Raw genomic sequence first — 26,838 nt, 5'->3', positions numbered from 1 at the left:
ATATAACATCGGCAGATCCGCATCAGAGGAGGTGCGCCATGTATGCCCAGATGGTGAAATCCGACCCCACCGAGGGAGAGCCGACCCCGGAAGAGCAGGCCTTTCAGGCCCGCATCGACGCCGGCGAGAAGATCGAGCCCAAGGAATGGATGCCCGAGGGCTACCGCAAGACGCTGATCCGCCAGATCGGCCAGCACGCCCATTCCGAGATCGTCGGCCAGCTGCCCGAGGGCAACTGGATCACCCGCGCGCCGACGCTCGAGCGCAAGCAAATCCTGCTCGCAAAGGTGCAGGACGAGGCGGGACATGGCCTCTATCTCTATTCCGCCGCCGAGACGCTGGGCGTCAGCCGCGACGAGCTGACGGAAAAGCTCCTCTCGGGGGCGATGAAATACTCCTCGATCTTCAATTACCCGACGCTGACCTGGGCCGACATGGGCGCGGTCGGCTGGCTGGTCGACGGCGCGGCGATCATGAACCAGGTGCCGCTGCAGCGGACCTCCTACGGGCCCTACAGCCGCGCGATGATCCGCATCTGCAAGGAAGAGAGCTTCCACCAGCGGCAGGGCTTCGCGATCATGATGAAGATGGCCCAGGGCACGCCCGAACAGAAGGAAATGGCGCAGGATGCGCTCGATCGCTTCTGGGGCCCGGCGCTGATGATGTTCGGCCCTTCGGACAAGGACTCCGTGCATTCCGCCCAGTCGATGCGCTGGAAAATCAAGATGAACACCAACGACGAGCTGCGCCAGAAGTTCGTCGACGAGACCGTGCCCCAGGCCGAGTTCCTGGGCCTCACCGTGCCCGACGCGAACCTGGCCTGGAACGAGGCGCGCGGGCATTACGACTTCTCCGAGCCCGACTGGGAGGAGTTCTTCGAGGTGCTCAAGGGCAACGGCCCCTGCAACCAGGAGCGGCTCGAGGCGCGGCAGACCGCCTGGGACGAGGGCGCCTGGTTCCGCGACGGGCTCAGCGCCTATGCCGAGAAACGGGCCGCGCGGCGCGCCGGCCAGGCCACCGCGGCCGAGTGAGCCCGGCGCGACAAGGGAGCGACAGCATGTCCAAGGAATGGCCCCTCTGGGAAATCTTCATCCGTGGCAGCCAGGGGCTGAACCACCGCCACGTCGGCTCGCTGCATGCGCCCGACGCGGAGATGGCGATCCGCAACGCCCGCGACGTCTACACCCGCCGCAAGGAGGGCGTGTCGATCTGGGTGGTGCGCTCGGCCGACATCACCTCCTCGGCGCCGTCCGAGAAGGGCCCGATGTTCGACCCGGCGGAAAGCAAGCCCTACCGCCACCCGAGCTTCTACGACATTCCCGACGACGTGGGGCACATGTGATGGCGGGCGCCGCTGACCCGCGCCCGGGCGATCCGCTTTTTGCCCCCGAGCACCGCGATGCCGCCTTCGACTGGCTCTGCGGGCTGGGCGACGGGGCGCTGATCCTCGGTCACCGGCTCTCGGAGTGGTGCGGCAAGGCGCCCGCGCTCGAAGAGGATATTGCCCTGGCGAATGTCGCGCTTGACCTGATCGGCCATGCCGAGATGTGGCTGGCGCTCGCCGGCGAGGTCGAAGGGCAGGGCCGCTCAGCCGACGATCTGGCCTATCTGCGCGACGCCCTGCGCTTCCGCAATCCGCTGCTGGTGGAGCTGCCCAACCGCGACATGGCGGTGACCACCATGCGGCAGTTCCTCTTCGACGCCTGGCACCTGCCGATGCTGCACGCGCTTTCCGAAAGCGCCAGCCCGCGGCTCGCCGAGATCGCCGCCAAGGCGCGCAAGGAGGTGGCCTATCACCTCGAGCGCAGCCAGGACCTGGTGATCCGCCTCGGCGACGGCACCGAGGAAAGCCACGCCCGGATGCAGACCGCGCTGGAGCGGCTCTGGCCCTATGCGGGCGAGCTTTGCCAGCCCGCGCCGGGCGATGCCGCGCTGGTCGAGGCGGGGCTCGTGCCCGACATGGCAGCCGTCTCCGCCACCTGGCAGGAGATCCTCGACGAGACCCTGCGCGAGGCGACGCTGGAGCGCCCCGAGGGCCGCGCCGATGTGCAGAACGGCGGCCGCAAGGGGCGCCACAGCGAACACCTGGGCTTCCTGCTGGCCGAGATGCAGTTCCTGCAGCGCGCCTACCCGGGCGCGGAGTGGTGAGCATGACCGCGCCCCGGACCACGGACAGCGCCGCCCCGCGCCCCGATCCCGCCCTGGTGCGGGACTGGCTCTCGGAGGTGCCCGACCCCGAGATCCCGGTGATCTCGATCACCGATCTCGGCATCGTCCGCGACGTCGCCTGGGAGGAGGGCACCCTGGTCGTGCGCGTGACGCCGACCTATTCCGGCTGCCCCGCCACCTCGGTCATCGAGATGGAGATCGAGCGGCACCTGGCCGAGCGCGGCGTGGCCTCGCTCCGGGTCGAGCGACAGCTCTCCCCGCCCTGGACCACCGACTGGATCGGCGCGGAGGCCCGCGAGAAGCTCCGCGCCTATGGCATCGCGCCGCCGATCGACGGCACGGCCAGCGACGGCCGCCTCGCGGCCCGCGCGGCGCGGCTTGCGGGCGGCGGCAATGCCTCCCCGGCCTGTCCGCGCTGCGGCTCGGCCCGCACCGAGGAGGTCAGCCGCTTCGGCTCCACCCCCTGCAAGGCGGCCTGGCGCTGCACCGACTGCCTTGAGCCCTTCGACTATTTCAAGTGCATCTGAGCGAGGTGCCGGCATGGCTCGTTTCCATCCTCTCGACGTGATCGATGTGACCCGCACCACCCGCGACGCGGTGGTGGTCACGCTGCGTCCCCGCGCCGACGACCAGGCGGCCTTCGACTTCATCCAGGGGCAATATCTGACCTTCCGCCGCGACTTCGACGGCGAGGAGCTGCGCCGCAGCTACTCGATCTGCGCGGGCCTCGACGAGGGTGTCCTGCGGGTCGGCATCAAGCGCGTCGACGGCGGCGCCTTCTCGAGCTGGGCCAACGACAACCTCAAGCCCGGCGACACGCTCGAGGCCATGCCGCCCGCCGGCCGCTTCCACGCCCCGCTCGATCCCGCGGCCGAGAAGAGCTACCTCTTCTTCGCCGGCGGCTCGGGCATCACCCCGGTCCTGTCGATCATCAAGACCGTGCTCGCCCGCGAGCCGGGCGCGCGGGTCACGCTGGTCTATGCCAACCGCCGGATCGGCACGATCATGTTCCGCGAGGAGCTGGAGGACCTGAAGAACAGCCACCTCGGGCGCTTCTCGGTGATCCATGTCCTCGAGGAGGAGAGCCAGGAGATCGACCTCTTCTCGGGCCGGGTCGACGCCGAGAAGATGCAGGCGCTCTTCACCCATTGGATCGACGCGGCCTCGGTCGACATGGCCTTCATCTGCGGCCCCGAGCCGATGATGCTGACCATCGCCGAGAGCCTGCGCGCGGCGGGGCTGAGTGACGCGCAGATCAAGTTCGAGTTGTTCGCCGCGGCCCAGCCCGGCCGGGCCAAGACACCGCCGACATCGGCGCGGGCGGGCAACGGCGCGGGCACGCAGGTGGAGCTGACGCTCGACGGCACCACGCGGCGCTTCACCATGCCGCGCGACGGCACGGCGATCCTCGACGCCGCGCTCTCCGAAGACATCGACGCGCCCTTCTCCTGCCAGGCCGGGGTCTGTTCGACCTGCCGCGCCAAGGTGCTCGAGGGCGAGGTCGAGATGCGGACCAACCACGCGCTCGAGGATTACGAGCTGCGCGAGGGCTACGTGCTGAGCTGCCAGTGCCTGCCGCTCTCGGACCGGGTGGTTCTGACGTACGACGCCTGACATTTCCGGGCGCCCGGGACAGGGCGCGCGCCGACAGGGACAGGGAGGACACATGCGCGACGAGATCACGGGGCCGCGCCGGCTCGAAAGCTATCTGGCCGGGGACTGGCGCCAGGGGCAGGGGGCGGCACGGCCGCTCCATCACGCCGCGACCGGAGAGGTGGTGGCCGAGATCGGCGCCGAGGGGCTCGACCTGGGCGAGGCGCTCGCCTGGGGCCGCGACCAGGGCGGCGCGGCGCTGCGCGCGCAGACGCTGCACGAACGCGCGCTGATGCTGAAGGAGATCGGCCTGCGCCTGATGGAGATGAAGGAGGTCTTCTACCAGGAGAACTTCTGGACCGGCGCCACCCGCAAGGACGGCTGGATCGACATCGACGGCGGCATCGGCACCCTTCTGACCTTCGCCAGCCGCGCGCGGCGCGAGTTCCCCAACGCCCGCGTCATCCCCGAGGGCCCGGTGGAGCCGCTTTCGGGGGACGACAGCTTCTCCGCCCAGCACATCCTGACCCCGCGCCAGGGCGTGGCGGTGCATATCAACGCCTTCAACTTCCCGGTCTGGGGCATGCTCGAGAAGATCGCCCCGAGCCTGATCGCCGGCATGCCCTGCCTGGTGAAACCCGCCTCGCAGACCGCATATCTGACCGAACGCGTGGTACGCGCCATCCTCGATATGGAGATCCTGCCCGAGGGCGCGCTGCAGCTCCTGGCGGGCGGCGCGGGCGAACTGCTCGACCATCTCGACGTGCAGGACGTGGTGACCTTCACCGGCTCGGCGGCCACGGGGCAGAAGCTGCGCGCCCATCCGGCGGTGGTCGCCAACTCGGTGCCCTTCACCATGGAGGCCGACAGCCTCAACGCCGCGATCCTCGGCCCCGACGCAGGGCCCGAAAGCCCCGAGTTCGACCTCTTCGTGCGCGAGGTGGCGCGCGAGATGAGCGTGAAGGCCGGGCAGAAATGCACCGCGATCCGCCGCGTCATCGTGCCCCGCGCCCGGGAAGAGGCCTTGGCCCAGGCGCTCTCGGAGCGGCTCTCCCGGCTTGCCGTGGGCCTGCCCGAAGACGAGGCCACGCGCATCGGTGCGCTGGTCAGCCTCGGCGACCGCGAGGGCGTGCGCGCCCAGGTCGCCGCGCTCCGGGCCGAGGCCGAGATCGTCTCGGGCGACCCCGAGCGGGTGGAGCTCGCCTCGGGCAGCGCCGAGAGCGGCGCCTTCATGTCGCCGATCCTGCTGCGCGCCCGCGACCCCATGGGCGCCCATGCCGTGCATGACATCGAGGCCTTCGGCCCGGTCGCGACCCTCATGGCCTATGACAGCCCCGAGGAAGCCGTGGCGCTCGCCGCCAAGGGCAAGGGCTCGCTGGTCTCCTCGCTCTTCACCGCCGATCCCGGCGTCGCCGCCGAGGTGGTCACCGGCCTTGCGCCGCATCACGGGCGGGTGCTGATCGGCTCGCGCCACTCGGCCAAAAGCTCCACCGGCCACGGCTCGCCGCTCGCGCCCTTGGTGCACGGCGGCCCCGGCCGCGCCGGCGGCGGCGAGGAGATGGGCGGCATGCGCGGGGTGAAGCATTTCATGATGCGCACCGCCGTCCAGGGCGCGCCCGAACTTCTCTCGGCGGTGACCGGCGAATGGGCCCCCGGCGCGCCCACGCGCGAGGACGTGCATCCCTTCCGCCGCCCGCTTTCCGAGCTGCGCCTCGGCGACCGGATCAGCGCCGGCCCGCGCCAGATCACCCGCGCCGACGTGGAGCATTTCGCCGAGTTCACCGGCGACACCTTCTACGCCCATATGGACAGCGCCGCCGCGCGGGAGAATCCCTTCTTCGACGACCGGGTGGCGCATGGCTACCTGATTGTCTCCTTCGCCGCCGGGCTCTTCGTGGAGCCGAACCCCGGCCCGGTCTTGGCCAATTACGGCGTCGACAACCTGCGCTTCCTGACGCCGGTCTACTTCGGCGACGCGCTGTCGGTGACGCTGAGCTGCAAGGCGATCAACCCGCGCGCCGGGGCCGACCACGGCGAGGTGCGCTGGGCCGCGCGCGTGGTGAACCAAAACGACGAGCTGGTCGCCGACTACGAGGTGCTGACCATGGTCGCCAAGGACTGGCCGCCCGCCTGAGGTGATGGGCGCCGCCCGCGGCCCTCGCGCTTGCCCACCGGAAAAGGCGCGCTCGGCCTCCCGCGCCCGCAACGAGGCGCGCCCGCGGCCTCCGCGCCGCCCACCGGAAAAGGCGCGCCCGGCCTCCCGCGCCAATCCGCTCAAAAAACCGCGCCGCCTCCACACCCCAAAGCCCGCGCCCCCCGCGGGCCCGAAGCGCGCCGCCCTCTTGCCCTTCAGCTTGTCCAAATACCCTCGGGGGTGAATTCGGGCCGCAGGCCCGAAGAGGGGGCAGAGCCCCCCACACCCAAAAATGCAAAAGCGCAGCCACCCCGCAAACACCACCGCCCGGCCCCAAGCACACCGCGCAAGCAACCCCCGCCTAGCGCAGCCCCGGCAGCCCGCCCAGCATCAGGTCCGTCGCGATCCGCGCGTAGTCGCGGCGGCTGAGCGGGCCGTCGTCGCGGAACCAGAGGTAGACCCAGTTCAGCATCCCGAAGAGCGACATGGTCACCGCCTTCAGCCGCGGCGGCGCGCCTTCGGTCAGATCGGGGCGCAGCTCGGCCAGGACCTCGGCGAAGCGCCCGACGATGCGGCGTTCCAGCGCCAGGATGCGCGCGCGGTCCTCGCCCGAGAGCACCTGGCCCGCGTTGATCTGCACCTGGTGCTGATGGTCGGCGCCGCGGTAGGCCTCGAGCACCGCGGCGATCAGTGTCTCGAGCCGCACCTCGGGGGCTGCGGCGGGGTCGGTCGCCGCCGCCAGGGCCGCGTCGAGGGCCTCGAGGTGGTCGTGGATGATCGCGAAGATCAGCGCGTCCTTCGAGGGATAATAGTGATAGAGCAAGGACTTGGAGACCCCCGCCTCGGCGGCGATCTGCGCCATGGAGGCCTTGTCCATGCCCTGTGTGGCGAAGACTCGCGCGGCGTCGAGCAGGAGCCCGTGGCGCTTGGCGTCGAAGTCCTCGGCGCGGGGGCGGGCCATCTCAGCCCTCCCGGTTGTCGACGACGCGCTTGGCCTTGCCCTCGGAGCGGGCGACGCCGCCGGGGCGGTGCACCTGGACCTCGGCCGAGATGCCGACCACCGACTTGATGTGATGGGCGAGCGCCGCGCGCGAGGCGGCCTGGCCGTCCTCGGTCGCGGCTTCGGGCAGGGCCTCGGCGTGAACGGTCATGTTGTCCATCCGGCCGGCGCGGGTCAGCTCGATCTGGAAATGCGGGGCGAGGCCCTCGCACTTCAGGATCTGCTCCTCGATCTGGGTCGGGAAGACGTTGACGCCGCGCAGGATGATCATGTCGTCCGAGCGCCCGGTGACCTTCTCCATGCGCCGCATCGAGCGCGCGGTGCCGGGCAGGAGCCGGGTGAGGTCGCGGGTGCGGTAGCGCACGATCGGCAGGCCCTCCTTGGTCAGCGTGGTGAAGACCAGCTCGCCCAGCTCGCCGTCGGGCAGCACCGCCCCGGTCTCGGGGTCGATGATCTCGGGGTAGAAGTGGTCCTCCCAGATGTGCAGCCCGTCCTTGGTCTCGACGCATTCATTGGCGACGCCGGGGCCGATGATCTCGGAGAGCCCGTAGATGTCGACCGCATGCATGCCGAAGGCCTCCTCGATCTCGGCGCGCATGGCGTTGGTCCAGGGCTCGGCGCCGAAGATCCCGATCTCGAGCGAGCTCTCGCGCGGGTCGCGGCCCTGGCGGCGGAACTCGTCGAGGATCGACAAAAGGTAAGAGGGCGTGACCATGATGATCCGCGGCTTGAAGTCGGTGATCAGCGTCACCTGCCGCTCGGTCATGCCGCCCGAGACCGGCACCACGGTGCAGCCGAGCGTCTCGGCGCCGTAATGCGCCCCGAGCCCGCCGGTGAAGAGCCCGTAGCCATAGGCGACGTGGCAGATGTCGCCGCGGCGCCCGCCCGAGGCGCGGATCGAGCGGGCCACGACCTCGGACCAGACCTTCAGGTCGCCCTCGGTGTAGCCCACCACCGTGGGCTTGCCGGTGGTGCCCGAGGAGGCATGCAGCCGGGCGATGCGCTCGCGCGGGACGGCGAACATGCCGAAGGGATAGGTGTCGCGCAGGTCCTGCTTTGTGGTGAAGGGGAACTTGCCGAGATCGGCGAGGGATTTCAGATCGCTTGGATGCACGCCCGCCGCGTCGAACCTGGCGCGGTAGAAGGGCGAGTTCTGGTAGGCGTGGGCCAGCGAGCGCTGCATGCGCTCGAGCTGCAGGGCGGCGATCTCGTCGCGGCTCGCCACTTCGATCGGGTCGAGGATCTCGCGGGGCGGGGTCAGGTCGGTCATCTCTGGTCTCCCTTGGGCAGAAGCGGCTTGCCGGAGGCCCGGGACTGTCCGCGGAACTCGGCGATCCTTGCGCCGTCCGAGGCGCGGGTCACGGTGACGTCGTAGAGGCCCGAGCGGCCGGGCCGGGCGATCTCGCGGGCGCGGGCGATCAGCCGGTCGCCGACCCGGCCGGGCGCGAGATAGGTGATGCTGTTCGACTGGGCGACGGTCACGTCGTCATAGCCGTTGCAGGCGAAGGCGAAGGCGGTGTCGGCGAGGGTGAAGATGAAGCCGCCATGGGCGATGCCATGGCCGTTGGCCATCTCCGGGCGCAGGGTCATGGCGATCTCGGCCCGGCCGGCGGAGATCGCGGTGATCTCCATGCCGAGCCCGCGGCTCGCGTGGTCCTCCTGCCACATCGCCTCGGCGCAGGCGCGCGCGAGCGCGTCCGGATCGGCGTCCGACATGCTAACTCCTCCCTGTCGCCGGCTCCTCTTCCGGCGGCGGTAGAATACATAGACCGTCCGGTCGGTCAACGAATTTGTGGGGGGGAGGGGGCTGTTGGCACAGTATGTGAGGCACTTGGCTTGGCAAGGCGGCTGCGGCGCCGGGCAAGCCGGTCTGGCGTGCATGTCTCGCGGGTGTCGCCGGTGTGCCTTTGGAGTGAGACGGGCAGTGCCGGAGCACAAGCTACCTAGCCCCCGGCGCGCGGCGGCAGGGGCCAGCCCACCCCCTTGCGCCCGAACAGCACCGAAGGTGCCGGGCGCGCGCCGGACCGGCCCCTTGGGCCGGCGCTCCTTGGGATGGCGTACCTAGTTCGTCTTTCGTCCTGACCTTGCCCGGATAAAGCGCATCGCTCGAAGGTCAGAAGCGCCGGCCCCCGGTCCGGCGCGCGCCCTTGCTGAGAGGGTGGGCTTTCGGCCGGGAGGCCGACGGAGTTCACAGGGCTGCACCGGGTCTCGGGGTCCTAGGCCGCAACGTGGCTCTGTGCTCAGCGGGGCAGGGCGCTCAACCCGTCAGGCCGCCGCCATGCCACCGCGAACCGACGCCCGCCGCCAAGCCCCCACGAGATGACACACGTTAGGATGCACCCACTGCCCCGTCAGGATGAATCCATTCCCCCGCCAAGATGCACCCAACAACCGATGCACTCAGTCCCGACGCACCCAAAACCCTACGAAAACCGCCCGCTCACTCCGCCCCAGCGTTGGGGAAAAACAACTGCTGCCCCGCCACCTCGTGCCCGGCGATCGCGGCCTGTCCCTCGTCCGACAACAGCCATCCCGCGAAGACCTCCGCCGCCTCCGCCTTCACCGAGGGGCAATGCGCGGCGCTCACCGGGATCACGCCGTATTGGTTGAAGAGATCCGCGTCGCCCTCGACCTGCACCGCGAAGTCCTGCCGGTTCTCGTAGCTGATCCAGCTCGCCCGGTCGGTCAGCGTATAGGCCCCCATGCCGACCGCGGCGTTGAGCGTCGCACCCATGCCCGAGCCGGTCTCGCGGTACCAGGTGCCCGAGGCGCCCTCGGGGGAGACGCCCGACGCGGACCAAAGCGCCATCTCCTTCTTGTGGGTGCCGCTGTCGTCCCCGCGCGAGGCGAAGAGCGCCCCGGCCTCGGCGATCCGGGCCAGGGCCGCCTCGGCGTCCTGCGTCCCGGCGATCCCGGCGGGGTCCGCCTCGGGGCCGACGATGACGAAATCGTTGTACATCAGGTCGCGCCGCCAGCTGCCGTGGCCCGCGGCCACGAAGGCCTCCTCGGCGGGTTTGGCGTGCACCAGGAGCAGGTCGCCGTCGCAGTTCTCGGCGTTGCGGATCGCCTGGCCGGTGCCCACGGCGACCACGCTGACGCGGATCCCGGTCGCCGCCTCGAAGCGCGGCAGGATGTGGTCGTAAAGCCCTGAATTCGCTGTGGACGTCGTCGATTGCACGATGATCCGGTCGTCCTGGGCAAAGGCGGGACCGGCGAGGCAGAGCGCGGCGCAAAGGGCGCCGAGGGGGCGGGTGAACATGGGCAATCTCCCTGGGGGTCGAGGGGCAAAGGAAACAGGTGGTCAGACGACGATACGGCCGGCGAGGTAGCCGGCGGCGGCCTCGGAACGGGGCGCGGCGAAGAAGGCCTCGGCGGGGCGGTGCTCGGCGACGCGGCCCCGGTGCAGGAAGACCACGTCATCGGCCAGGCGCCGGGCCTGGCCCACGTCATGGGTGACGAAGATCACCCGGGTCCCGAGGTCGCGGGCGCGGGTCACGATCTCCTCGATGGCCAGCGCCGAAGCGGGGTCGAGGCTGGCGGTCGGCTCGTCGAGAAACAGCACCTCGGGCTCGGTGGCGAGCGCGCGGGCGAGCGCCAGCCGCTGCGCCTCGCCGCCCGAGAGGCGCCGGGCGGGCAGGTCGGTCTTCTCGGCCAGCCCGACATGGGCCAGAAGCGCCGTGCGGCGCTCGCGCACCGTCGCCCGGGGCAAGCCGCGCGCCTTCAGCACGAAGTCGATATTGGCCCCGACCGAGCGGCGCAGCAGCACCGGGCGCTGGAAGACCAGCGCCTGGCGGCGGGTGACCTCGGAGGGGCTCTGCCCGGCCCAGTCGATCACCCCGCCGCTGGGCGCGATGAGCCCGTGCAGGAGCTTCAGAAGCAGGCTCTTGCCCGCGCCGTTCGGCCCCATGACCACGGTGCAGCCGCGGGCGCCCAGATCGAGGTCCACCCCCGCCAGCACCTGCGTCGCGCCGTAGCTGAGCGCCAGCCCGCGCACCGCGAGCGGAAAGATCGGCCGGGGCAGGGACGCGCTGGGTTCGGCGCGCTCGAAGGGCAGGATGGCGGCGTCAGACATGGGCGTGCCTCGCGGCGTTGATGCGGACCCCCTGGACGGCGGCATTGACCCCGAGCGCGATGACCAGGAGCACCATGCCGAGCGCCAGCGCCAGCGCCAGGTCCCCGCGCGAGGTCTCGAGCGCGATGGCGGTGGTCATCACCCGGGTGAGATGGTCGATATTGCCGCCCACGACGATCACCGCGCCGACCTCGGCCACGGCGCGGCCGAAGCCCGCCAGCGCCACGGTCATCAGCGAGAACCGCCCGTCCCAGAGAAGCGCGCCGACCATCTGGCTGCGGCTGAGGCAGAGCGAGCGGAACTGCTCGGCGTATTCGCCGTGCAGGTCCTCGAGCACCTGCCGCGACAGCGCGGTCACGATCGGGGCGATCAGGATGGTCTGGGCGATGATCATGGCGCTTGGGGTGTAGAGAAGGCCCAGGAAGCCCAGCGGGCCCGCGCGCGAGAGGTGCAGGTAGACCAGCAGCCCCACGACCACCGGCGGCAGCCCCATGAGAGCATTGACCACGACGATGGCGGCCTGGCGGCCGGGAAAGCGCGCCACGGCCAGGAGCGCGCCGAGCGGCAGGCCGATCAGGCAGGCGGTGAGCGTCGCGGTGAGCGAGACGCGCAGCGAGAGGACGACGATCTCCAGAAGGTCGGCATCGGCGCGCAGCACAAGCTCCAGCGCGAGGGATATGGCCTCTGCGATGCCTTGCAAAATTTCCCGCCTCCCGAAAACGCTGCAGCGTCAGACTATGCCTCGCGCGGACGGAGAGGCAAGGGGAGAAGCGGGTTTTGCGGTGAAATTCAGGGTGCGGGGCGGGCCGGGTGGCCCGGCGCGCAACCTTGCATAATTTCCGGCGCGGGTTCCGGGGCAGGCCCCGAAGCCGCGCAAGAGAGGAAAACGAACCGGCGGGCTCCCCGGTCTTGGAGCGCCCGCCGGAGGTTCAGGCCCGGGCCGCGCGGTCGGCCTTGGGGAACATCAGCGAATAGACCACCGGCGCCGCGATCAGCGTCAGCACCGAGGCGAAGCCGAGCCCGCCCATGATCGTCACCGCCATCGAGGCGAAGAAGGCGTCCCACAGGAGCGGGATCATCCCCAGGATCGTCGTGCCCGCCGCCAGCACCACCGGGCGCAGACGCGAGGTCGAGGCGCGCACGATGGCCTCGCGGAAGGGCAGGCCCTCGGCGCGGGTGAGGTCGATTTCCTCGACCAGGACGATGCCGTTCTTGATCAGCATCCCCGAGAGCGACAGGAGCCCCAGAAGCGCGGTGAAGGAGAAGGGCAGCCCTGTCCCCAAGAGCCCGATCGCCACGCCGTTCACCGCCATCGGCACCAGGAGCCAGATGATCAGCGGCTGGCGCAACCGCCCGAAGAGCAGGATCGAGATCACCACCATGATGATCAGCGACAGGGGCAGCTGCTGGCCGAGGCTTTCCTGCGCCTCGCTCGAGCTTTCGAACTCGCCGCCCCATTCCATCGCGTAGCCGTCGGGCAGCTCCATGGCCTCGATCTCCGGGCGGATCTCGGTGAAGACCGCCGAGGCGTTGACGCCCGCGGGCACGCCCGCCTCCACGGTGATCGTGGGCACCCGGTTGCGGCGCTGGATCAGCGTGTCCTCGACGCCGTGGTCGAAGCCGTCGATGATCTGCTCGACCGGGATGAAGCTCTGCGCGGCCTCCGAATAGACCACCTGGTCGATCAGGTGTTCGGCGCCGGTTTCCGAGCCGCCGGGCATCCGCACCAGGATCGGGATCAGCCGGTCCTCCTCGCGGTAGACGCCCGCGCGGGCGCCATCGGTCGCGGTGAGGAAGGCGGTGGCCAGGTCCTCGCGGGCGACCCCGGCGGTCTGGGCGCGGGCCTCGGCATAGGCCGGGCGCAGCACCAGTTCGCGCTCGCGCCAATCGGTGCGCAGGTCCTGGACCTGGTCGGTGGCCGCGCGCATCCGGTCGCTGGCCTCGGCGGCCAGCTCGCGCAGGACATTGGCGTCGGCGCCCGAGAAGCGCACCGCGATGGGCGCGCCGCCGCCGGGGCCGAAGGCCAGCCGCTCGGTGCGGAACTCGCCCTGGGGCAGGGCGCTGCGCCCGAAGTCCTCGAGCGCGTCGCGCAGGGGCGGGATGTCCTCGAGCGCCTCGGTGCGGATCACCAGGTGGCCGTAGGTCGGCAGCGATTCCTCGGGCGCATAGGTCAGCATGAAGCGCGTCGCCCCGCCGCCCACGAAGGTCGCGACCGAGACCACGTCCTCCCGCTCGTCGAGCCAGCCCTCCAGCACCTCCATGTCAGCGGCGGTCTGGTTGATGCTGGCGCCCTGCGGCAGCTTGTAGTGGACGTAGAAGATCGGCGTGTTGCTGTCGGGGAAGAACTGCTGCTTCACCTGGCCGAAGCCCCAGTAGCAGACCACCGTCAACGCCACGAGGCCGGCGATGACCAGCCAGCGCACCCGCAGCGCGCCGCGCAGCACCGCGCCATAGGCCCGGAAGATCGGCCCGCCGTAGGGATCTCCGCCTTCGCCCGAACCGCGCTTGAAGACGTAATGGGCCATGAGCGGCGTGGCGGTGATCGCCAGCACCCAGGACAACAGAAGCGAGATCCCGATCACCGCGAAGAGCGAGAAGAGGAACTCGCCCGTCGCATCGGGCGAGAGGCCGATGCCCGCGAAGGCCATGATGCCGATCACGGTCGCCCCCAGCAGCGGGATCTGCGTCTTGCCCGCGACATCCGAGGCCGCCTCGCGCGAGGATTTGCCCTGGTCCATGTCGCCCTGCATGCCCTCGGCCACCACGATGGCGTTGTCGACCAGCATGCCCATGGCGATGATCAGCGCCCCGAGCGAGATCCGCTGCATCTGCAGATCGGCCAGGGCCATGAAGAACAGCGTGCCGACGACGGTGAGCAGGAGCGTGCTGCCCACCACGACCGCCGCGCGCCAGCCCATGAAAAGCGCCAGCACCACCACCACGATCGACACCGAAAGCGCGAGGTTCAGAAGGAAGCTCGTCGAGGCTTCGTCGACGACGACGTGCTGCTGGTAGATCGGGTGCAGGCTGACGCCCAGCGGGATGTCGGGCTCCAGCGCGTCGAGCTTGGCGTCGACCGCGCGGCCGACGTCGACGATGTTCTCGCCCTCCTTGCCCGAGACGCCGAGGGTGAAGGCCTCGGTGCCGTCGAAGCGGATCACCGTCGAGGGTTCGGCCACCCGGTCGCGGTAGACCCGCGCGAAGTCGGTGATCTCGACCACCTCGCCGTTGACCCCGATGGTCAGGCTGCGGATGTCGTCGACGGTGCCCGAGCCCTCTGGGGCGTCGATGCGCACCTCCTGGCCGGACTGCGTGACCGAGCCCGCGTCCGAGACCGCATTGGAGTTCGAGATGGCCTGGGCGATGGCCCCGGGCGGCAGCCCGAGGTTGGTGATCAGCGCCTTGTTGGGCTCCACGAAGATGCGTTCCTCGGGCAGGCCCGCCAGCGCCACGTCGGCGACGCCCTCCACGGTCAGAAGCTCGCGGCGGAGGTAATCGCCGAGGTCGTGGATCTCGGCGTCGGTGAAGCCTGGGGCGGTGACCCCGTAGAAGATGCCGTAGACGTCGCCGAAGTTGTCGTTGACCCGGCTCGGGCCCGCGCCGCCCGGGAGCTGCGCCTGGGCGTCCTCGACCCGTTTGCGCAGCTTGTCCCAGATCTGCGGCAGCTCGGTGCCGTCGTAGGTCGATTCGATCTGCACCGTGATCCGGCTGACCCCGGGCTTGTTGGACGAGGTGATGAAGTCGATCTCGGCCATCTGCTGGATCGCCGATTCCAGCGGCTCGCTGACCTCGGTGGCGACCTGTTCGGCGGAAGCGCCGGGGTATTCGGTGAAGACCACGGCGGATTTGATGGTGAAGGCCGGATCCTCCAGCCGCCCCATGGTGGCAAAGCCCCAGAGGCCGCCCAGGAGGCAGCCGATCATCAGCATCCAGGTCAGGAGCGACCGGTCGATGGCGGCGCGTGCGATGGACATGGGCTTACTCCCCGATGCCGGTGAAGCGGCGGACGCGCTGGCCGTCGGTCAGCATCGAGGCGCCGGCCATGACGATCTCGGTGCCGGCCTCGGGGCCCTCGGTCAGGACCACCTGGCCGTCGTCGCGGATCTCGATCTCGACCGGGGTCTGGCGCACGGTGCCGCGGTCGGCGTCCTCCTCGGAGGGGGTGAAGACCATGACCGTGGGGCTGCGGTCGGGCTGGTAGACCAGCGCGGTGGCGGGCACGACGATCTGGCTGCGCCCGGCATAGCGCGCCTCGGCGGTGACCGTGACCGAGGAGCCGGGCAGCACGTAGTCGCCCGGGTCCTCGGCGAAGGCCAGCGTGGTGCGGTAGGTCTGGCCGACGTCGGCGGTCTCGGCCTCGAACTCGCGCGGGATCAGCGCGAAGCTTTCGTCGCGGCCGGGCAGGCTGGCCCGGAACTCGACGCTGTCGGTGTCCTGGGCGCGGCGGAAGAGCACCTCAGGCACGTCGATGTCGACCCGGATCTCGGACATGTCCGAGACCCGCAGCACCGGCTGGCCCGCCGAGACGGTGGCGAACTCCGCCGCCAGCCGCCGCACGATCAGCGCGTCGAAAGGCGCGTGCAGGCTGGCGTCGTCGAGGCTGTTCTGGGCGTTCTCCAGCGAGATCTGCGCCAGGTCGCGCTGGGTGCGGGCGTCCTCGATCTGCACCGCCGAGACCGTCGCGCTCGAGAGGTTCTCGAGCCGGTCGAGGTCGCGCTGGGCCTTATTGAGCTGCACCTCGGCCTGGCGCACGTTGCGCTCCAGCGGCTCGAGGTCGAGTTCGGCCAGCAGGGTGCCCGCGTCATAGGTCTCGCCCTCGGTGACCGGCAGCCGGGCGATCTGGCCGCTGACCTGGAAGGCCAGCTCGACCGTCTCCTTGGCGGCGACCCGGCCGAAGAACTCGCGCGAGATGGCGGCGGCATCGGCCCCCAGCGTCATGATCTTGGCGGGCCGGACCGGCGGGGCCTCGGGCGCCTCGGTCTGGGCTTGGAGCGCGCCGGCATCCAGGAGAAGCGCGGGCAGAAGGGGCAGGAGCCGGCGGAGGAGGGGGCGATGCAACATGGGTCAGGTTCCACTCTGAGGGGCGTCGGGCCAGCCGCCGAAGGCCAGCGATGTGAAGGCGGCGGCCAGCTCGTGCGGCGGGATCGGCTCCCGGGCGCGGAGCCAGTCGCGCAAGACGGCGACGAAGGCGCCGGTGTAGAAGCGGGCGGCGATGCGCCGGAGCTGCGGGTCGGGCACGCCGGGGCCCGCGGGCAGCCGGCCCATCAGGGTCTCGATCAGCTCGGCGAAGCGGTCCTCGGGCGCGAGCCCCGGCACCCCGTCGAAAAGCGCATGCAGCCGCGGGTCGTCGCGGTCGAGGTCGCCGAAGAGCCGGGTGAACTTGCGCAGGTGGTCGTCGTAGCTGGGGCAATCGCCGCCCTCGCCGAACATTTCGAGGTTGCGGCGCTCGATCTCGGCCAGGAGCCCGTCGAGGTAGTCGCCCAGCATCGAGGCCAGGTCGCCGTAATGGCTGTAGAAGCTCTGGCGGGTCGTCCCGGCGCGGCGCGCCAGCGCCTCGACCGAGATCGTCGAAAGCGGCTTCTCGGCCAGAAGCGCGCGCAGGGCGGCCTGCAGGCGCAGCCGGGTTCTGTGTCGGCGCGGGTCCATGGCAGGCGAAATCGGAGTTTTTTGACAGATGTCAAGAAGTGCGGCGGTGAAAAAATGCCGCCGCAGTGGCCGAGGCGTGGCCCGGGCCGGGCACATAGGGCCATGGCCCTCGGCGGAAAGCCGGGGAAGAAACGTGGTCTGTCTGGAGGGATAGTGGCGGAGAGAGAGGGATTCGAACCCTCGGACCCCGTGAAGGGTCAACGGTTTTCGAGACCGCCCCGTTCGACCACTCCGGCACCTCTCCGCGGGGGTCTGTGAGGCGGCGATGTAACGAAGGCTGCGGGGGTGTGCAACCCGGGCAATGCGGAAAATTTCACTGCCCCCTGCGGGTTCTTGGAAAACGCCCCCGCGCGCCGTATCTGTGAAGGGCAGCATGACAAGGACAGCCCCATGAGCCAACGCGCCTTCGCCCCCGCGGCCCTCGCGCTTCTGACCCTTCCGCTGGCCGCCCCGCTGGCCGCCGCGCCGGTCGACGACCTCCTCGAGGCGCTGCGCATCGAGGAGACGCTGACGGTCATGCGCGCCGAGGGGCTCGACTACGGCGACACGCTTGCGCAGGAGATGTTCGGCGGGCCGACCCGCGGCTGGGACCAGGCGGTCGACCGGATCTACGACATGGGCACCATGCGCGCCGCGGTGCGCGCGGGCTTCGACGAAGAGCTGACGGCGGAGGAGATCGAGCCGCTGATCGACTTCTTCTCCTCGGACCTCGGGCAGGAGGTGGTGACCCTCGAGATCGAGGCCCGCCGCGCCATGCTCGACAGCGAGGTCGAGGAGGCCGCCCGCGACCGCTACGCCGAGCTGGCCGGGACCGAGGACGCGCGGCTCGCGCAGGTCTCGCGCTTCATCGAGGTCAACGACCTGGTGGAGCAGAACGTCTCGGGCGCGCTCAATGCCTCCTTCGCCTTCTACGAGGGGCTGGCCGACGGCGGCGCGCTGGAGATGGGCGAGGCCGAGATGCTGTCCGACATCTGGGGGCAGGAGGAAGAGACGCGCGCCGACACGGTGGAATGGGTGCACGGCTACCTGCTCATGGCCTATGGCCCGCTCAGCTCCGAGGAACTGGGCGCCTATGTGGAGATGTCCGAAAGCCCCGAGGGCGGGGCGCTGAACCGGGCGCTCTTCTCGGGCTTTAACCAGATGTATAACGACATCTCTTATGCCATGGGACTGGCCGCGGCAGGGCAGATGGCAGGCACCGACCTCTGAGGCGGACCGGGCCCTGCGGGCCCGCCCCCGCGCGCGGGCGAAAAAGCCCCCGCAACGCCCCTGCGGCGCTTGACATGCAGGGCCGAGGGCGGCATACGCGGGGCTCTGACAACGGGGCCACGGCCCCGATTGTCGTTTTTAAACCCAACGACGCCCGCCAGGGCGCGCTGTTCGAGGCGGGGTCCGACCCCAGAACGACCGGGAGTGCTCCCGGGGCCGAAGAACGCGGTAGAAGACAAGGAAGACGCGTATGTTCGCGGTGATGAAGACCGGCGGCAAGCAGTACAAGGTCCAGGCAGGCGACACCCTGCGGATCGAAAAGCTCGCGGCCGATGCTGGCGACAAGGTCCAGTTCAACGAGATTCTCATGCTGGGCGGCGATGACCTGACGGTCGGCGCCCCCTTCGTCGATGGCGCGGCCGTGCAGGCCGAGATCGTCGACCAGATCAAGGGTGACAAGGTCATCCACTTCGTGAAGCGCCGCCGGAAACATTCGTCGAAGCGCACCAAGGGCCACCGTCAGCAGCTGACGATGATCCGCGTGACCGACATCCTCGCCTCGGGCGCGGACAAGTCGGGCGTGAAGGCCGCGGTCGGCGCCGGCGTCCTGCCGCGCGGCGAAGGCGAAAGCCGCTACACCGCCAACCGTGCCGAGCAGGCCGACATGAAGGCCCGCGTGAAGAACGACGCGGCGCAGGAGAAATCCGCGCCCAAGGCCGCCGTCGCCGAAGGCGCGAAGGACGACCTGAAAGAGATCAACGGCATCGGCCCCGCGGCCGAGAAGAAACTGAACGAAGCGGGCATCCTGACCTTCGCCCAGCTCGCCACCCTCGACGTCGACAGCTTCGACGCGGTGAAGGTGAAGCCGGAGTGGGTCGAAGAGGCCAAGGCGCGCTCGTAAGAGCCGGCAAGATCAAGGAGATTTACCAATGGCACACAAAAAAGCAGGCGGTTCCTCCCGCAACGGTCGCGACTCTGCCGGTCGTCGCCTCGGCGTGAAGCTGTACGGCGGCCAGAGCGCCATCCCGGGCAACATCATCGTCCGCCAGCGCGGCACGAAGTTCTATCCCGGCGCGGGCGTGAGCATCGGCAAGGACCACACCCTCTTTGCGACCACCGAGGGCGCCGTGAACTTCCGCAAGGGGTTCAAGGGCCGCACCTTCGTATCCGTGCTTCCCAAGGCGGAGGCCGCTGAGTAAGCCGACCCGGCATGCAGCGAAAAGCAGGGGGATCGGCGATACCGCCGGTCCCCTTTTTCGTTCCGGATCAGGCACCTGACGGGACGCGTTAAGACATTTTTCCCGGATAGGGCGATGACATGTGCCCCGTCCGCACCCAGATACTAAGGCATCCCGGTAGCCGTGGAGGAGCGGCGCCGACCCCCGGAGGAGTAACCCGATGAGCCTCGACCAGACCCTCGCCCAGCCCGTCATCGACACGGACCGGTTCCAGCTGCGCCCGCTGCGCCGCTCGGATCAGGGCCTGATCGAGCTTTACGCCGGGGACAAGCGCGTGGCCTGCATGACCGGGGCGATCCCGCATCCCTATCCGCCGGGCGCCGCCGAGGCCTATATCGCCCGCGCCCAGGCCCCCGACCGGACCGAGGACATCTGGGCCATCGACGGCCAGCGCATGGATGCGCCCGAGCTGATGGGTGTGATCGCGCTAAAGCGCATGGACCGCAACCAGTCCGAGATCGGCTACTGGGTGGCGCCGGCCTTCTGGAACACCGGGCTCGCCTCGGACGCCGTGCAGGCGCTGGTCGAGGCCAACCCGATGCAGAACGCCACGATGTTCGCCACGGTCTTCCAGGACAATGTCGCCTCGGCGCGGGTGCTGGTGAACTGCGGCTTCGACTACATCGGCGATGCCGAGGTCTTCTGCATCGCGCGGCAGGCCACGGTGCCGACCTGGACCTATCTGAAAAAACTCGACTGAGAGGCGTGGACGCGCCCGGGACTTGAGGGACCGGGCGTTGTCCAGTATCGCCTCTGACGCATCACTCAAGGGGCGCCCCGATGAAATTCCTCGACCTCTGCAAGGTCTACATCCGCTCCGGCTCCGGCGGCGCGGGGGCGGCGAGCTTCCGGCGCGAGAAGTATATCGAATACGGCGGGCCGGATGGCGGCGACGGCGGTTCGGGCGGCTCGGTCTGGGCCGAGGCCGTCGACGGGCTGAACACGCTGATCGATTTCCGCTACCAGCAGCATTACTTCGCCGAGAACGGCAAGCAGGGCATGGGCCGCCAGCGCACCGGGCGCGACGGCGGCGACATCGTGTTGCGGGTGCCGGTCGGCACCGAGATCCTCGACGAGGACCAGGAGACGGTGATCGCCGACCTGGCCGAGCTGGGCCAGCGCGTGCAGCTCGCGCGCGGCGGCAACGGCGGCTGGGGCAACATCCACTTCAAGAGCGCCACCAACCAGGCGCCGCGCCGGGCCAATCCCGGCCAGGCCGGGGTCGAACGCACGCTCTGGCTGCGGCTGAAGCTGATCGCCGACGTCGGGCTCCTGGGCCTGCCGAACGCCGGCAAGTCGACCTTCCTGGCGGCGACCTCCAACGCCCGGCCGAAGATCGCGGATTATCCCTTCACCACGCTGCACCCCAACCTCGGGGTGGTGGGCGTCGACAACGTGGAATTTGTCGTGGCTGACATCCCCGGTCTGATCGAGGGCGCGCATGAGGGCCGCGGGCTCGGCGATCTGTTCCTCGGCCACGTGGAGCGCTGCGCGGCGCTGCTGCACCTGGTCGACGGCACCTCGGGCTCGCTCCTGGAAGATTACCGCACGATCATCAACGAGATCGAGGAATATGGCGCGGGGCTGGCCGACAAGCCGCGGATCACCGTCCTCAACAAGGTCGACGCCATGGACGACGAAGAGCGCGCCTTCCTGCGCGAGGAGCTCGAGGAGGTCGCGCAGTGCCGCGTCTTCACCATGTCGGGCATCTCGGGCGACGGGGTAACCGGCGTCTTGCGCGCGCTCAAGGCCGAGGTCGAGGAGACCCGCGCCCTGCGCCGCCGCGAGGACCGCGAGGACGAGGAGCAGGAGCGCGGCGGATGGCAGCCCTGAGCGAGGCGGCCCGGGTCGTCGTCAAGATCGGCTCGGCGCTCCTGGTCGACAAGGCGACGGGGGCCTTCCGCGACGCCTGGCTGCGCGCCATGGCCGAGGATGTCGCCCGGCTGCGCGCGCGGGGCACCGATGTGGTGCTGGTCTCCTCGGGATCGATCGCGCTGGGGCGCGGGATCCTCGGGCTGCCGCGCGCCGAGCTGCCGCTCGAGCAAAGCCAGGCGGCGGCGGCGGTGGGGCAGATCCGTCTTGCCCGCGCCTGGGAAGAGGGGCTGGCGCCGCACGGCATCACCACCGCGCAGATCCTGGTCACGCTCGAGGACAGCGCCGACCGCCGGCGCTACCTCAATTCCCGCGCCACCATGGAGGCACTTCTCGCGCATGGCGTCGTGCCCATCGTGAACGAGAACGACACCGTGGCCACCGACGAGATCCGCTACGGCGACAACGACCGGCTGGCCGCCCAGGTGGCGGTGACGGTGGGCGCCGACCAGCTGATCCTGCTGTCGGACGTCGACGGCTTCTATTCCGGCAATCCCGCCGAGGACCCTTCGGCGCGGCGCTTCGAAGTGATCGAGACCATCACCCCCGAGATCGAGGCCATGGCCGGCGACGCGGGCTCGGGCCTGTCGAAAGGCGGGATGAAGACCAAGCTCATGGCCGGCAAGACCGCCACCGCGGCGGGTTGCGCCATGGCGATCACCGAAGGATCGGGCCTCAACCCCCTGGCGGCGCTGGAAAACGGCGCGCCGGCCACCTGGTTCACCCCGCAGGGCGACCCGCATACCGCGCGCAAGCGCTGGATCGCGGCGATGAAGCCGCGCGGCACGCTGACGCTGGATGCGGGAGCGGTGACGGCGCTGCGGGCCGGGCGGTCGCTGCTGCCGGCGGGCATCGCGCGGGTCGAGGGCGCCTTCGGGCGCGGCGACCCGGTGGCGATCCGCACGCCCGAGGGCGCGGCGCTGGGGCAGGGGCTGACCCGCTACACCGCCGAGGAGGCCCGCGCGATCCGCGGCCACCGCAGCCAGGAGATCGAGGCGATCCTCGGCTATCCGGGCAGGGCGGTGCTGATCCACAGGGACGACATGGCGCTGTGATCCGTGCTAGGCATGGCGCGCTGAAGAAAGGCGGAAGGCGATGAAGGACCAGGGCGAGATCGAGACGCTGATGGAGGAGATCGGCGCGCGGGCCAGGGATGCCGCGGCCGAGCTGGCCTTTGCCGCGCCCGAGGCCAAGACCCGGGCGCTGGAGGCCGCGGCCGACGAGATCGAGGCGCAGACCGCTGCGATCATCGCCGCCAATGCGCAAGACCTCGCGTTCGGGCGCGAGAAAGGGCTGAGCCCCGCGATGATGGACCGGCTGATGCTGGACGAGGCCCGCGTGGCGGGCATCGCCAAGGCCCTGCGCGAGATCGCCGCGCTGCCCGATCCGGTGGGCGCCACCATGGCCGAATGGGACCGCCCGACGGGGCTCAAGATCCGCCGGGTGCGCACGCCCCTGGGCGTGATCGGGGTGATCTACGAGAGCCGCCCCAATGTGACCGCCGACGCCGGGGCGCTTTGCCTCAAGGCAGGCAACGCGGTGATCCTGCGCGGCGGCTCCGAGAGTTTCCATTCCTCCGAGGCGATCCACGCCTGCCTGGCCGCGGGGCTGCGCGCGGCAGACCTGCCCGAGGCGGCGATCCAGCGGGTGCCGACCCGCGACCGCGCGGCGGTGAGCCATCTTCTGGGCATGACCGAACATGTCGACGTGATCGTGCCGCGCGGCGGCAAGGGGCTCGTCGGCCTGGTGCAGCGCGAGGCGCGGGTGCCGGTCTTCGCCCATCTCGAGGGCATCGTGCATGTCTATATCGACAAGGGCGCCGACCCGCAAAAGGTGCTCGACGTGGTGATGAACGCCAAGACCCGCCGCACCGGCATTTGCGGCGCGGCGGAATGCCTGCTGATCCACGAGGAGGTGGTCGACACCATCGGGCAGGGCGTCCTGCGCGCGCTGGTCGACGCGGGCGTCGAGGTGCGCGGCGATGCGCGGCTCGCCGAGGTGCCCGGGGTGAAGCCGGCCGAGGCGGCCGACTGGGGCTGCGAATACCTCGACATGATCATCGCCGCCAAGGTGGTGCCCGATGTCGACGGCGCCATCGCGCATATCCGGCGCTACAGTTCCGCGCATACCGACTGCATCCTGACCGAGGACGACGCCACGGCGGAGCGCTTCTTCGCGCGGGTCGATTCGGCGATCCTGATGCGCAACGCATCGACTCAGTTCGCCGACGGCGGAGAGTTCGGCATGGGCGCCGAGATCGGCATCGCCACCGGCAAGATGCACGCCCGCGGGCCGGTCGGCGTCGAGCAGCTCACGAGCTTCAAGTATATCGTCGAAGGCGACGGGACGACGCGGGCCTGAGCGGGGCAGGCGGCGCGGGCCTGACCGGGGCAGCGCGGCGACGGCCTGAACCGGCAGAGCGGCGTCGGTCTGAACGGGCACAGCGGCGTCGGCCTGAACGGGCAGGGCGGCGTCGACTTGAGCCGGCGGGGCGGCGGTGGCGTCGCAGTTGCCGGCCCGACGTGCTCCCGAGTGGGCAAGGCGCTTCGACTGGAGCCCTCCAAGGCATGACGCGCCCTCAAGAGGGCTGCCGGCCTCGACGCTGCCTCTGCGACGACCCTGCCGGAGCGTGATCCGCCTCCACGCCCGCTCCACCAATCCCCGCGCCCATCGCACCGCCCAAGTCACACCGTCAGCACCAGCCCGCCCGCGCCTTCGGACAGCTCCGGCTCGCGCCCCAGCGCCAAGGCACAGCGGGGCAGCAGGCCGAATTGCACCTCGGCGGGGCTGAGCGGCGGGGCGGGCCCGCCCCGTGCCGCGCGCCAGAGGTCGGGCAGGGCGCGCAGCTCCGCCCCCTCGGTGCTCAGCCGCCAGCGTCCCGCGGCGCGGGCCAGCGTCACCGCGCCGCCCGCGGGCAGGCAGCGGTCGAGGCAGAGATAGCCCAGGAAGCCCAGCTGCGCCTCGGCCCGGGTGACCGGATCGGACACCTGCCAATGCGGCCGCGCCGCGCCGGAAGACAGCGCGAAGCGGTGCAGCATGGCCCCCGCCTCCTCGGCCGAGAAGCTGCGCGCATCGCCGCCCGCGCCGAAGGCCACCCGGAAGAAGGCCACCCGGTCGGTGCAGGCACGCTGGCTCTCGGCGATCAACGCCGCCTCGGCCCGGCCCGCGCCGCCCGCCAGTTCCAGCAACTCCAGCCCGTTGCCGATCGCGCCCAGGGGCGAGACCAGGTCGTGGCAGATCCGCGCGGCTATCAGCGGCCAGAGTTCTGCGTTAGCCTCGCGGCCAGGCCCGCCCTGGCCCGGCGGGTCGGCGCCCGCCGTCCCGTTCCGGGCCTTGTCCTGCAGCACCCGTTCATCCATGAGGCACCTCCATGTCCAACGACCTCAACGCCCTGCTCGAGCCCGGCATGCTCGTGGAACATCCCGGAAAGCCCGAATGGGGCCGGGGCCAGGTGCAGTCGAACATCGGCGGGCGGATCACCGTGAACTTCCCCGACGAGGGCAAGGTGGTGATCGACGGCCGCCGGGTCGCGCTGCTTCCGGTCTTCGGCGAAGACTAGCGCCCCCGGGTAAGGGAAAGGTTAACCGCCGCCCGCAGCGCCCCGGGACCCGCCGGCCCCGAGTTGCAAATGCCGTCCGCGCTGCCTATCCCTCGGGCCAGAGGACCCCGGAGGACCGGCCCATGCTCACCACCGCGCCGCGCTTCCGCGTCGCCCTGGCCCAGACCGAGGCCGAGATCCGCGCCGCCCAGCGTCTGCGCTACGAGGTCTTCGTCGCGGAACTGGGCAGCACCGGCGCCCTGGTCGACCACGCCGCGCGGCTCGAGCGCGACCGCTTCGATCCGGTCTTCGACCATCTCCTGCTCTTCGACGACGCCCGCCCCGAGGCCCCGGTCGTGGGTGTCTACCGGCTCCTGACCGAGGCGGGCGCCGCGCAGATCGGCCAGTTCTATTCCGAGGACGAATACGACCTCGCGCCGCTCCGCGCCTCGGGCCGGCGGCTTCTCGAGCTTGGCCGCTCCTGCCTGCACCGCGACTACCGCGGCGGGGCGGGGGTCATGCTGCTCTGGCAGGGGCTCGCGGACTACGTCCAGGCGCGCGGCATCGAGCTGCTCTTCGGCGTGGCGAGCTTCCATGGCACCGACCCCGAGGACCTGGCGCAGCCGCTGTCGAACCTGCATTACCGCCACCTCGCGCCCGAGGCACTGCGGGTGCGCTCGCGCCAGTTCCAGCCCATGGACCTCCTGCCCGAAGCGGCCATCGACCGCCCCCGCGCGGTGCGCGAGACCCCGGCGCTGATCAAGGGCTATCTGCGGCTCGGCGGCATGGTGGGCGAGGGCGCCTTCATCGACCGCGCCTTCAACACCGTCGACATCTGCCTGGTCATGGACACCGCCGCGCTCGATCCCAAGCGGCGGGCGCTCTACGCCGAGGGCCGGACGTGACGCCCTGGGACGCGCGGCCCCTGCCGCAGGACGCTCCGCCCGGGCCGCTCGGTTGGCTGCGGGTAGCGCTCCGGGGCCTCGCCATGGGCACCACGGTCTTCGGCGGGCTGGCGCTGCTTCTCCTCCTGCGGCTCATCGAGGCGCCGATCTTCGGCACCCGCCGCCCGGTCACCCCCTGGATCACCCAAGGGGTCTGCCGCGTGTCGCTCGCGATCCTGGGCCTCAAGGTCACCCGCCGCGGCCGCCCGCTCGCCGAGCGCGGCGCCATGGTGGCCAACCATTCCTCCTGGCTCGACATCTTCGTGCTGAACGCCCAGGCCAACCTTTATTTCGTCTCCAAGGCGGAAGTCTCGGGCTGGCCCGGCATCGGCTGGCTGGCGCGCGCCACCGGCACGGTCTTCATCGCCCGCGACCGCCGCGAGGCCGCCCGCCAGGCGCGGCTATTCGAGACAAGGCTGCACCACGGCCACAGGCTCCTGTTCTTCCCCGAGGGCACCTCGACCGACGGGCGCCGGGTCCTGCCGTTCAAGACCACGCTCTTCGAGGCTTTCCTGGCCGAGGGCCTGCGCCACGAGATGCGGCTGCAGGCGGTGAGCCTCTGCTACCACGCCCCCGAGGGCGCCCGCGCCGACCTCTACGGCTGGTGGGGCGAGATGACCTTCGGCGGCCACCTGGTGCAGATGCTGGCGCGGCGCCGCCACGGTTCGGTGACGCTGGTCTACCACCCGCCGCTCCGGGTCGACGCCTACCCCAACCGCAAGTCGCTGGCCCGCGCGCTCGAGGCCCATGTCCGCGCGGGTTTCGAGAGCGCCGGCGCCGCGCCCGCGCCCCTGCGGCAGCACCGCCCCTAGGCGGGCCCGGCGCTTTTGCCTATATCTCGGACGTGACGCCCAGACCGGAAGACCCATGGCCCTGACCTCGCTCAAGAAGACCCGCCGCATCCAGATCCTGGCGCTGACCACCACGGCGCTGGTGGTGGCGACCGTGCTGATCGGCTACGCGATGCGCGACGGGATCAACTTCTTCCGCTCGCCGAGCCAGGTGACGGAGGCCCCCCCGGGCCCCGAAGAGGTCTTCCGCATCGGCGGGCTGGTCGAAGAGGGCAGCCTGGTGCGCGGCCAGGGCGAGACGGTGCGCTTCCGCGTCACCGACGGCGGCGCCAGCGTGGCGGTGAGCTACACCGGCGTGCTGCCCGACCTCTTCGAGGAGAACCAGGGCATGGTCGGCACCGGGCGCTACGTGGACGGCACCTTCGAGGCCTCGGAAATCCTCGCCAAACACGACGAGACCTATATGCCGAAGGAAGTGGTCGACGCGCTGAAGGAACAAGGCGTCTACCAGCCGGAAAGCGGCGGCACCCCCGGCAGCTGAGCCAGGGCCCGCGCGGTCCCTCGCGAACCGCGCCACACGCGCCCCACGCGACGCCAGTCACACACCCACCAAATATCCCCGGCCCGCCATC

General features: G+C 70.5%; 27 protein-coding genes and 1 tRNA gene. 17 read left to right on the top strand and 11 right to left on the bottom strand.

The window, feature by feature from the left end; translation table 11 throughout:
• Window positions 1-38 precede the first annotated feature (38 nt).
• The 6 genes from paaA to paaZ are packed head-to-tail and all read left to right on the top strand — an operon-like array spanning window position 39 to window position 5,896.
• Window positions 39-1,031, top strand: coding sequence for a 1,2-phenylacetyl-CoA epoxidase subunit PaaA (gene paaA, locus LR948_RS14260; RefSeq protein ID WP_232754745.1), 993 nt, complete (start codon window positions 39-41; stop codon window positions 1,029-1,031).
• Between the two features lie 26 nt (window positions 1,032-1,057).
• The gene (paaB, locus tag LR948_RS14255) at window positions 1,058-1,342 is read left to right on the top strand and encodes a 1,2-phenylacetyl-CoA epoxidase subunit PaaB (protein ID WP_232754744.1); all 285 of its coding nucleotides are present in this window, start codon (window positions 1,058-1,060) and stop codon (window positions 1,340-1,342) included.
• The gene (paaC, locus tag LR948_RS14250; RefSeq protein WP_232754743.1) at window positions 1,342-2,148 is read left to right on the top strand and encodes a 1,2-phenylacetyl-CoA epoxidase subunit PaaC; all 807 of its coding nucleotides are present in this window, start codon (window positions 1,342-1,344) and stop codon (window positions 2,146-2,148) included. The genes paaB and paaC overlap by 1 nt, the downstream gene beginning before the upstream one ends.
• 2 nt (window positions 2,149-2,150) lie before the next feature.
• Complete coding sequence (paaD, locus tag LR948_RS14245) at window positions 2,151-2,696, top strand: 1,2-phenylacetyl-CoA epoxidase subunit PaaD (protein ID WP_232754742.1); 546 nt, start codon at window positions 2,151-2,153, stop codon at window positions 2,694-2,696.
• 13 nt (window positions 2,697-2,709) lie between these two features.
• Window positions 2,710-3,783, top strand: coding sequence for a 1,2-phenylacetyl-CoA epoxidase subunit PaaE (gene paaE, locus LR948_RS14240; protein WP_232754741.1), 1,074 nt, complete (start codon window positions 2,710-2,712; stop codon window positions 3,781-3,783).
• A 52-nt stretch (window positions 3,784-3,835) separates the two neighbouring features.
• Window positions 3,836-5,896, top strand: a complete 2,061-nt coding sequence (gene paaZ, locus LR948_RS14235; protein ID WP_232754740.1) for a phenylacetic acid degradation bifunctional protein PaaZ — start codon at window positions 3,836-3,838, stop codon at window positions 5,894-5,896.
• A gap of 361 nt (window positions 5,897-6,257) precedes the next feature.
• On the opposite strand, the gene LR948_RS14230 is transcribed toward paaZ, so the two are convergent.
• From LR948_RS14230 to LR948_RS14185, 10 genes are all read right to left on the bottom strand, one after another.
• Entirely contained in the window at window positions 6,258-6,857 is a 600-nt protein-coding gene (locus LR948_RS14230) for a TetR/AcrR family transcriptional regulator (RefSeq protein WP_232754739.1), read from the bottom strand.
• 1 nt (window position 6,858) lies between these two features.
• Window positions 6,859-8,166: a phenylacetate--CoA ligase PaaK gene (gene paaK / locus LR948_RS14225; RefSeq protein ID WP_232754738.1), complete on the bottom strand. Its 1,308-nt coding sequence runs from the start codon at window positions 8,164-8,166 to the stop codon at window positions 6,859-6,861.
• Window positions 8,163-8,612: a hydroxyphenylacetyl-CoA thioesterase PaaI gene (paaI, locus tag LR948_RS14220; protein WP_232754737.1), complete on the bottom strand. Its 450-nt coding sequence runs from the start codon at window positions 8,610-8,612 to the stop codon at window positions 8,163-8,165. The genes paaK and paaI overlap by 4 nt, the downstream gene beginning before the upstream one ends.
• Window positions 8,613-9,336: 724 nt before the next feature.
• The gene (locus LR948_RS14215; RefSeq protein WP_232754736.1) at window positions 9,337-10,155 is read right to left on the bottom strand and encodes a substrate-binding domain-containing protein; all 819 of its coding nucleotides are present in this window, start codon (window positions 10,153-10,155) and stop codon (window positions 9,337-9,339) included.
• 42 nt (window positions 10,156-10,197) lie between these two features.
• A complete protein-coding gene (locus LR948_RS14210; RefSeq protein ID WP_232754735.1) occupies window positions 10,198-10,968 on the bottom strand; it encodes an ATP-binding cassette domain-containing protein in 771 nt (256 codons plus the stop codon).
• Entirely contained in the window at window positions 10,961-11,668 is a 708-nt protein-coding gene (locus tag LR948_RS14205) for an ABC transporter permease (RefSeq protein WP_232754734.1), read from the bottom strand. Before LR948_RS14205 ends, LR948_RS14210 begins: the two co-directional genes overlap by 8 nt.
• 229 nt (window positions 11,669-11,897) lie before the next feature.
• Window positions 11,898-14,942 (bottom strand): efflux RND transporter permease subunit, encoded by a 3,045-nt coding sequence (locus tag LR948_RS14200; RefSeq protein ID WP_232754733.1) that lies wholly within the window; start codon window positions 14,940-14,942, stop codon window positions 11,898-11,900.
• A 4-nt stretch (window positions 14,943-14,946) separates the two neighbouring features.
• Entirely contained in the window at window positions 14,947-16,029 is a 1,083-nt protein-coding gene (locus tag LR948_RS14195) for an efflux RND transporter periplasmic adaptor subunit (RefSeq protein ID WP_232754732.1), read from the bottom strand.
• A 3-nt stretch (window positions 16,030-16,032) separates the two neighbouring features.
• Complete coding sequence (locus tag LR948_RS14190) at window positions 16,033-16,614, bottom strand: TetR/AcrR family transcriptional regulator (RefSeq protein WP_232754731.1); 582 nt, start codon at window positions 16,612-16,614, stop codon at window positions 16,033-16,035.
• A 154-nt stretch (window positions 16,615-16,768) separates the two neighbouring features.
• Window positions 16,769-16,858 (bottom strand) — tRNA-Ser (locus tag LR948_RS14185).
• Between the two features lie 146 nt (window positions 16,859-17,004).
• Here LR948_RS14185 and LR948_RS14180 point away from each other — a divergent pair.
• From LR948_RS14180 to LR948_RS14150, 7 genes are all read left to right on the top strand, one after another.
• Window positions 17,005-17,823 (top strand): DUF2059 domain-containing protein, encoded by an 819-nt coding sequence (locus LR948_RS14180; protein ID WP_232754730.1) that lies wholly within the window; start codon window positions 17,005-17,007, stop codon window positions 17,821-17,823.
• Between the two features lie 250 nt (window positions 17,824-18,073).
• The gene (locus tag LR948_RS14175) at window positions 18,074-18,724 is read left to right on the top strand and encodes a 50S ribosomal protein L21 (RefSeq protein ID WP_232754729.1); all 651 of its coding nucleotides are present in this window, start codon (window positions 18,074-18,076) and stop codon (window positions 18,722-18,724) included.
• A 28-nt stretch (window positions 18,725-18,752) separates the two neighbouring features.
• Complete coding sequence (gene rpmA / locus LR948_RS14170; protein ID WP_232754728.1) at window positions 18,753-19,022, top strand: 50S ribosomal protein L27; 270 nt, start codon at window positions 18,753-18,755, stop codon at window positions 19,020-19,022.
• A gap of 199 nt (window positions 19,023-19,221) precedes the next feature.
• On the top strand, window positions 19,222-19,761 hold the full coding sequence (locus tag LR948_RS14165; protein ID WP_232754727.1) for a GNAT family N-acetyltransferase: 540 nt from the start codon (window positions 19,222-19,224) through the stop codon (window positions 19,759-19,761).
• Between the two features lie 80 nt (window positions 19,762-19,841).
• Complete coding sequence (gene obgE, locus LR948_RS14160) at window positions 19,842-20,894, top strand: GTPase ObgE (protein WP_232754726.1); 1,053 nt, start codon at window positions 19,842-19,844, stop codon at window positions 20,892-20,894.
• Window positions 20,882-21,988, top strand: a complete 1,107-nt coding sequence (proB, locus tag LR948_RS14155; protein ID WP_232754725.1) for a glutamate 5-kinase — start codon at window positions 20,882-20,884, stop codon at window positions 21,986-21,988. Before obgE ends, proB begins: the two co-directional genes overlap by 13 nt.
• 40 nt (window positions 21,989-22,028) lie before the next feature.
• Complete coding sequence (locus tag LR948_RS14150; protein ID WP_232754724.1) at window positions 22,029-23,294, top strand: glutamate-5-semialdehyde dehydrogenase; 1,266 nt, start codon at window positions 22,029-22,031, stop codon at window positions 23,292-23,294.
• Window positions 23,295-23,617: 323 nt separating this feature from the next.
• Here the strand turns inward: LR948_RS14150 and LR948_RS14145 are convergent, their stop codons facing one another.
• Entirely contained in the window at window positions 23,618-24,292 is a 675-nt protein-coding gene (locus LR948_RS14145; RefSeq protein WP_232754723.1) for a histidine phosphotransferase family protein, read from the bottom strand.
• Between the two features lie 11 nt (window positions 24,293-24,303).
• On the opposite strand from LR948_RS14145, the gene LR948_RS14140 reads away from it, so the two are divergent.
• The 4 genes from LR948_RS14140 to ccmE all read left to right on the top strand — a co-directional run bounded on the left by LR948_RS14140 (window position 24,304) and on the right by ccmE (window position 26,747).
• Window positions 24,304-24,492, top strand: coding sequence for a DUF3553 domain-containing protein (locus LR948_RS14140; RefSeq protein ID WP_232754722.1), 189 nt, complete (start codon window positions 24,304-24,306; stop codon window positions 24,490-24,492).
• A 122-nt stretch (window positions 24,493-24,614) separates the two neighbouring features.
• Entirely contained in the window at window positions 24,615-25,376 is a 762-nt protein-coding gene (locus LR948_RS14135) for a GNAT family N-acetyltransferase (protein WP_232754721.1), read from the top strand.
• Window positions 25,373-26,227 carry a lysophospholipid acyltransferase family protein gene (locus tag LR948_RS14130; RefSeq protein ID WP_232754720.1) on the top strand — a complete coding sequence of 285 codons (855 nt, stop codon included), beginning with the start codon at window positions 25,373-25,375 and terminating at the stop codon, window positions 26,225-26,227. The genes LR948_RS14135 and LR948_RS14130 overlap by 4 nt, the downstream gene beginning before the upstream one ends.
• Window positions 26,228-26,288: 61 nt before the next feature.
• Complete coding sequence (ccmE, locus tag LR948_RS14125) at window positions 26,289-26,747, top strand: cytochrome c maturation protein CcmE (protein WP_232754807.1); 459 nt, start codon at window positions 26,289-26,291, stop codon at window positions 26,745-26,747.
• Window positions 26,748-26,838 lie beyond the last annotated feature (91 nt).

This window comes from Roseivivax sp. GX 12232, assembly GCF_021272185.1.
Taxonomy (GTDB): Bacteria; Pseudomonadota; Alphaproteobacteria; order Rhodobacterales; family Rhodobacteraceae; genus Roseivivax.
This window is presented reverse-complemented; position numbering and strand designations above follow the sequence as displayed.

What these genes read in the sequence shown, in the direction of transcription:
- paaZ (WP_232754740.1), top strand. Translation starts at nt 3,836, where the DNA reads ATGCGCGACGAGATCACGGGGCCGCGCCGGCTCGAAAGCTATCTGGCC.
- paaK (WP_232754738.1), bottom strand. Translation starts at nt 8,166, where the DNA reads ATGACCGACCTGACCCCGCCCCGCGAGATCCTCGACCCGATCGAAGTG.
- LR948_RS14135 (WP_232754721.1), top strand. Translation starts at nt 24,615, where the DNA reads ATGCTCACCACCGCGCCGCGCTTCCGCGTCGCCCTGGCCCAGACCGAG.
- LR948_RS14175 (WP_232754729.1), top strand. Translation starts at nt 18,074, where the DNA reads ATGTTCGCGGTGATGAAGACCGGCGGCAAGCAGTACAAGGTCCAGGCA.
- paaE (WP_232754741.1), top strand. Translation starts at nt 2,710, where the DNA reads ATGGCTCGTTTCCATCCTCTCGACGTGATCGATGTGACCCGCACCACC.
- obgE (WP_232754726.1), top strand. Translation starts at nt 19,842, where the DNA reads ATGAAATTCCTCGACCTCTGCAAGGTCTACATCCGCTCCGGCTCCGGC.
- paaA (WP_232754745.1), top strand. Translation starts at nt 39, where the DNA reads ATGTATGCCCAGATGGTGAAATCCGACCCCACCGAGGGAGAGCCGACC.
- LR948_RS14145 (WP_232754723.1), bottom strand. Translation starts at nt 24,292, where the DNA reads ATGGATGAACGGGTGCTGCAGGACAAGGCCCGGAACGGGACGGCGGGC.
- paaI (WP_232754737.1), bottom strand. Translation starts at nt 8,612, where the DNA reads ATGTCGGACGCCGATCCGGACGCGCTCGCGCGCGCCTGCGCCGAGGCG.
- LR948_RS14215 (WP_232754736.1), bottom strand. Translation starts at nt 10,155, where the DNA reads ATGTTCACCCGCCCCCTCGGCGCCCTTTGCGCCGCGCTCTGCCTCGCC.
- LR948_RS14200 (WP_232754733.1), bottom strand. Translation starts at nt 14,942, where the DNA reads ATGTCCATCGCACGCGCCGCCATCGACCGGTCGCTCCTGACCTGGATG.
- proB (WP_232754725.1), top strand. Translation starts at nt 20,882, where the DNA reads ATGGCAGCCCTGAGCGAGGCGGCCCGGGTCGTCGTCAAGATCGGCTCG.
- LR948_RS14150 (WP_232754724.1), top strand. Translation starts at nt 22,029, where the DNA reads ATGAAGGACCAGGGCGAGATCGAGACGCTGATGGAGGAGATCGGCGCG.
- LR948_RS14230 (WP_232754739.1), bottom strand. Translation starts at nt 6,857, where the DNA reads ATGGCCCGCCCCCGCGCCGAGGACTTCGACGCCAAGCGCCACGGGCTC.
- LR948_RS14210 (WP_232754735.1), bottom strand. Translation starts at nt 10,968, where the DNA reads ATGTCTGACGCCGCCATCCTGCCCTTCGAGCGCGCCGAACCCAGCGCG.
- paaC (WP_232754743.1), top strand. Translation starts at nt 1,342, where the DNA reads ATGGCGGGCGCCGCTGACCCGCGCCCGGGCGATCCGCTTTTTGCCCCC.
- LR948_RS14140 (WP_232754722.1), top strand. Translation starts at nt 24,304, where the DNA reads ATGTCCAACGACCTCAACGCCCTGCTCGAGCCCGGCATGCTCGTGGAA.
- paaD (WP_232754742.1), top strand. Translation starts at nt 2,151, where the DNA reads ATGACCGCGCCCCGGACCACGGACAGCGCCGCCCCGCGCCCCGATCCC.
- LR948_RS14190 (WP_232754731.1), bottom strand. Translation starts at nt 16,614, where the DNA reads ATGGACCCGCGCCGACACAGAACCCGGCTGCGCCTGCAGGCCGCCCTG.
- rpmA (WP_232754728.1), top strand. Translation starts at nt 18,753, where the DNA reads ATGGCACACAAAAAAGCAGGCGGTTCCTCCCGCAACGGTCGCGACTCT.
- LR948_RS14165 (WP_232754727.1), top strand. Translation starts at nt 19,222, where the DNA reads ATGAGCCTCGACCAGACCCTCGCCCAGCCCGTCATCGACACGGACCGG.
- paaB (WP_232754744.1), top strand. Translation starts at nt 1,058, where the DNA reads ATGTCCAAGGAATGGCCCCTCTGGGAAATCTTCATCCGTGGCAGCCAG.
- LR948_RS14180 (WP_232754730.1), top strand. Translation starts at nt 17,005, where the DNA reads ATGAGCCAACGCGCCTTCGCCCCCGCGGCCCTCGCGCTTCTGACCCTT.
- LR948_RS14195 (WP_232754732.1), bottom strand. Translation starts at nt 16,029, where the DNA reads ATGTTGCATCGCCCCCTCCTCCGCCGGCTCCTGCCCCTTCTGCCCGCG.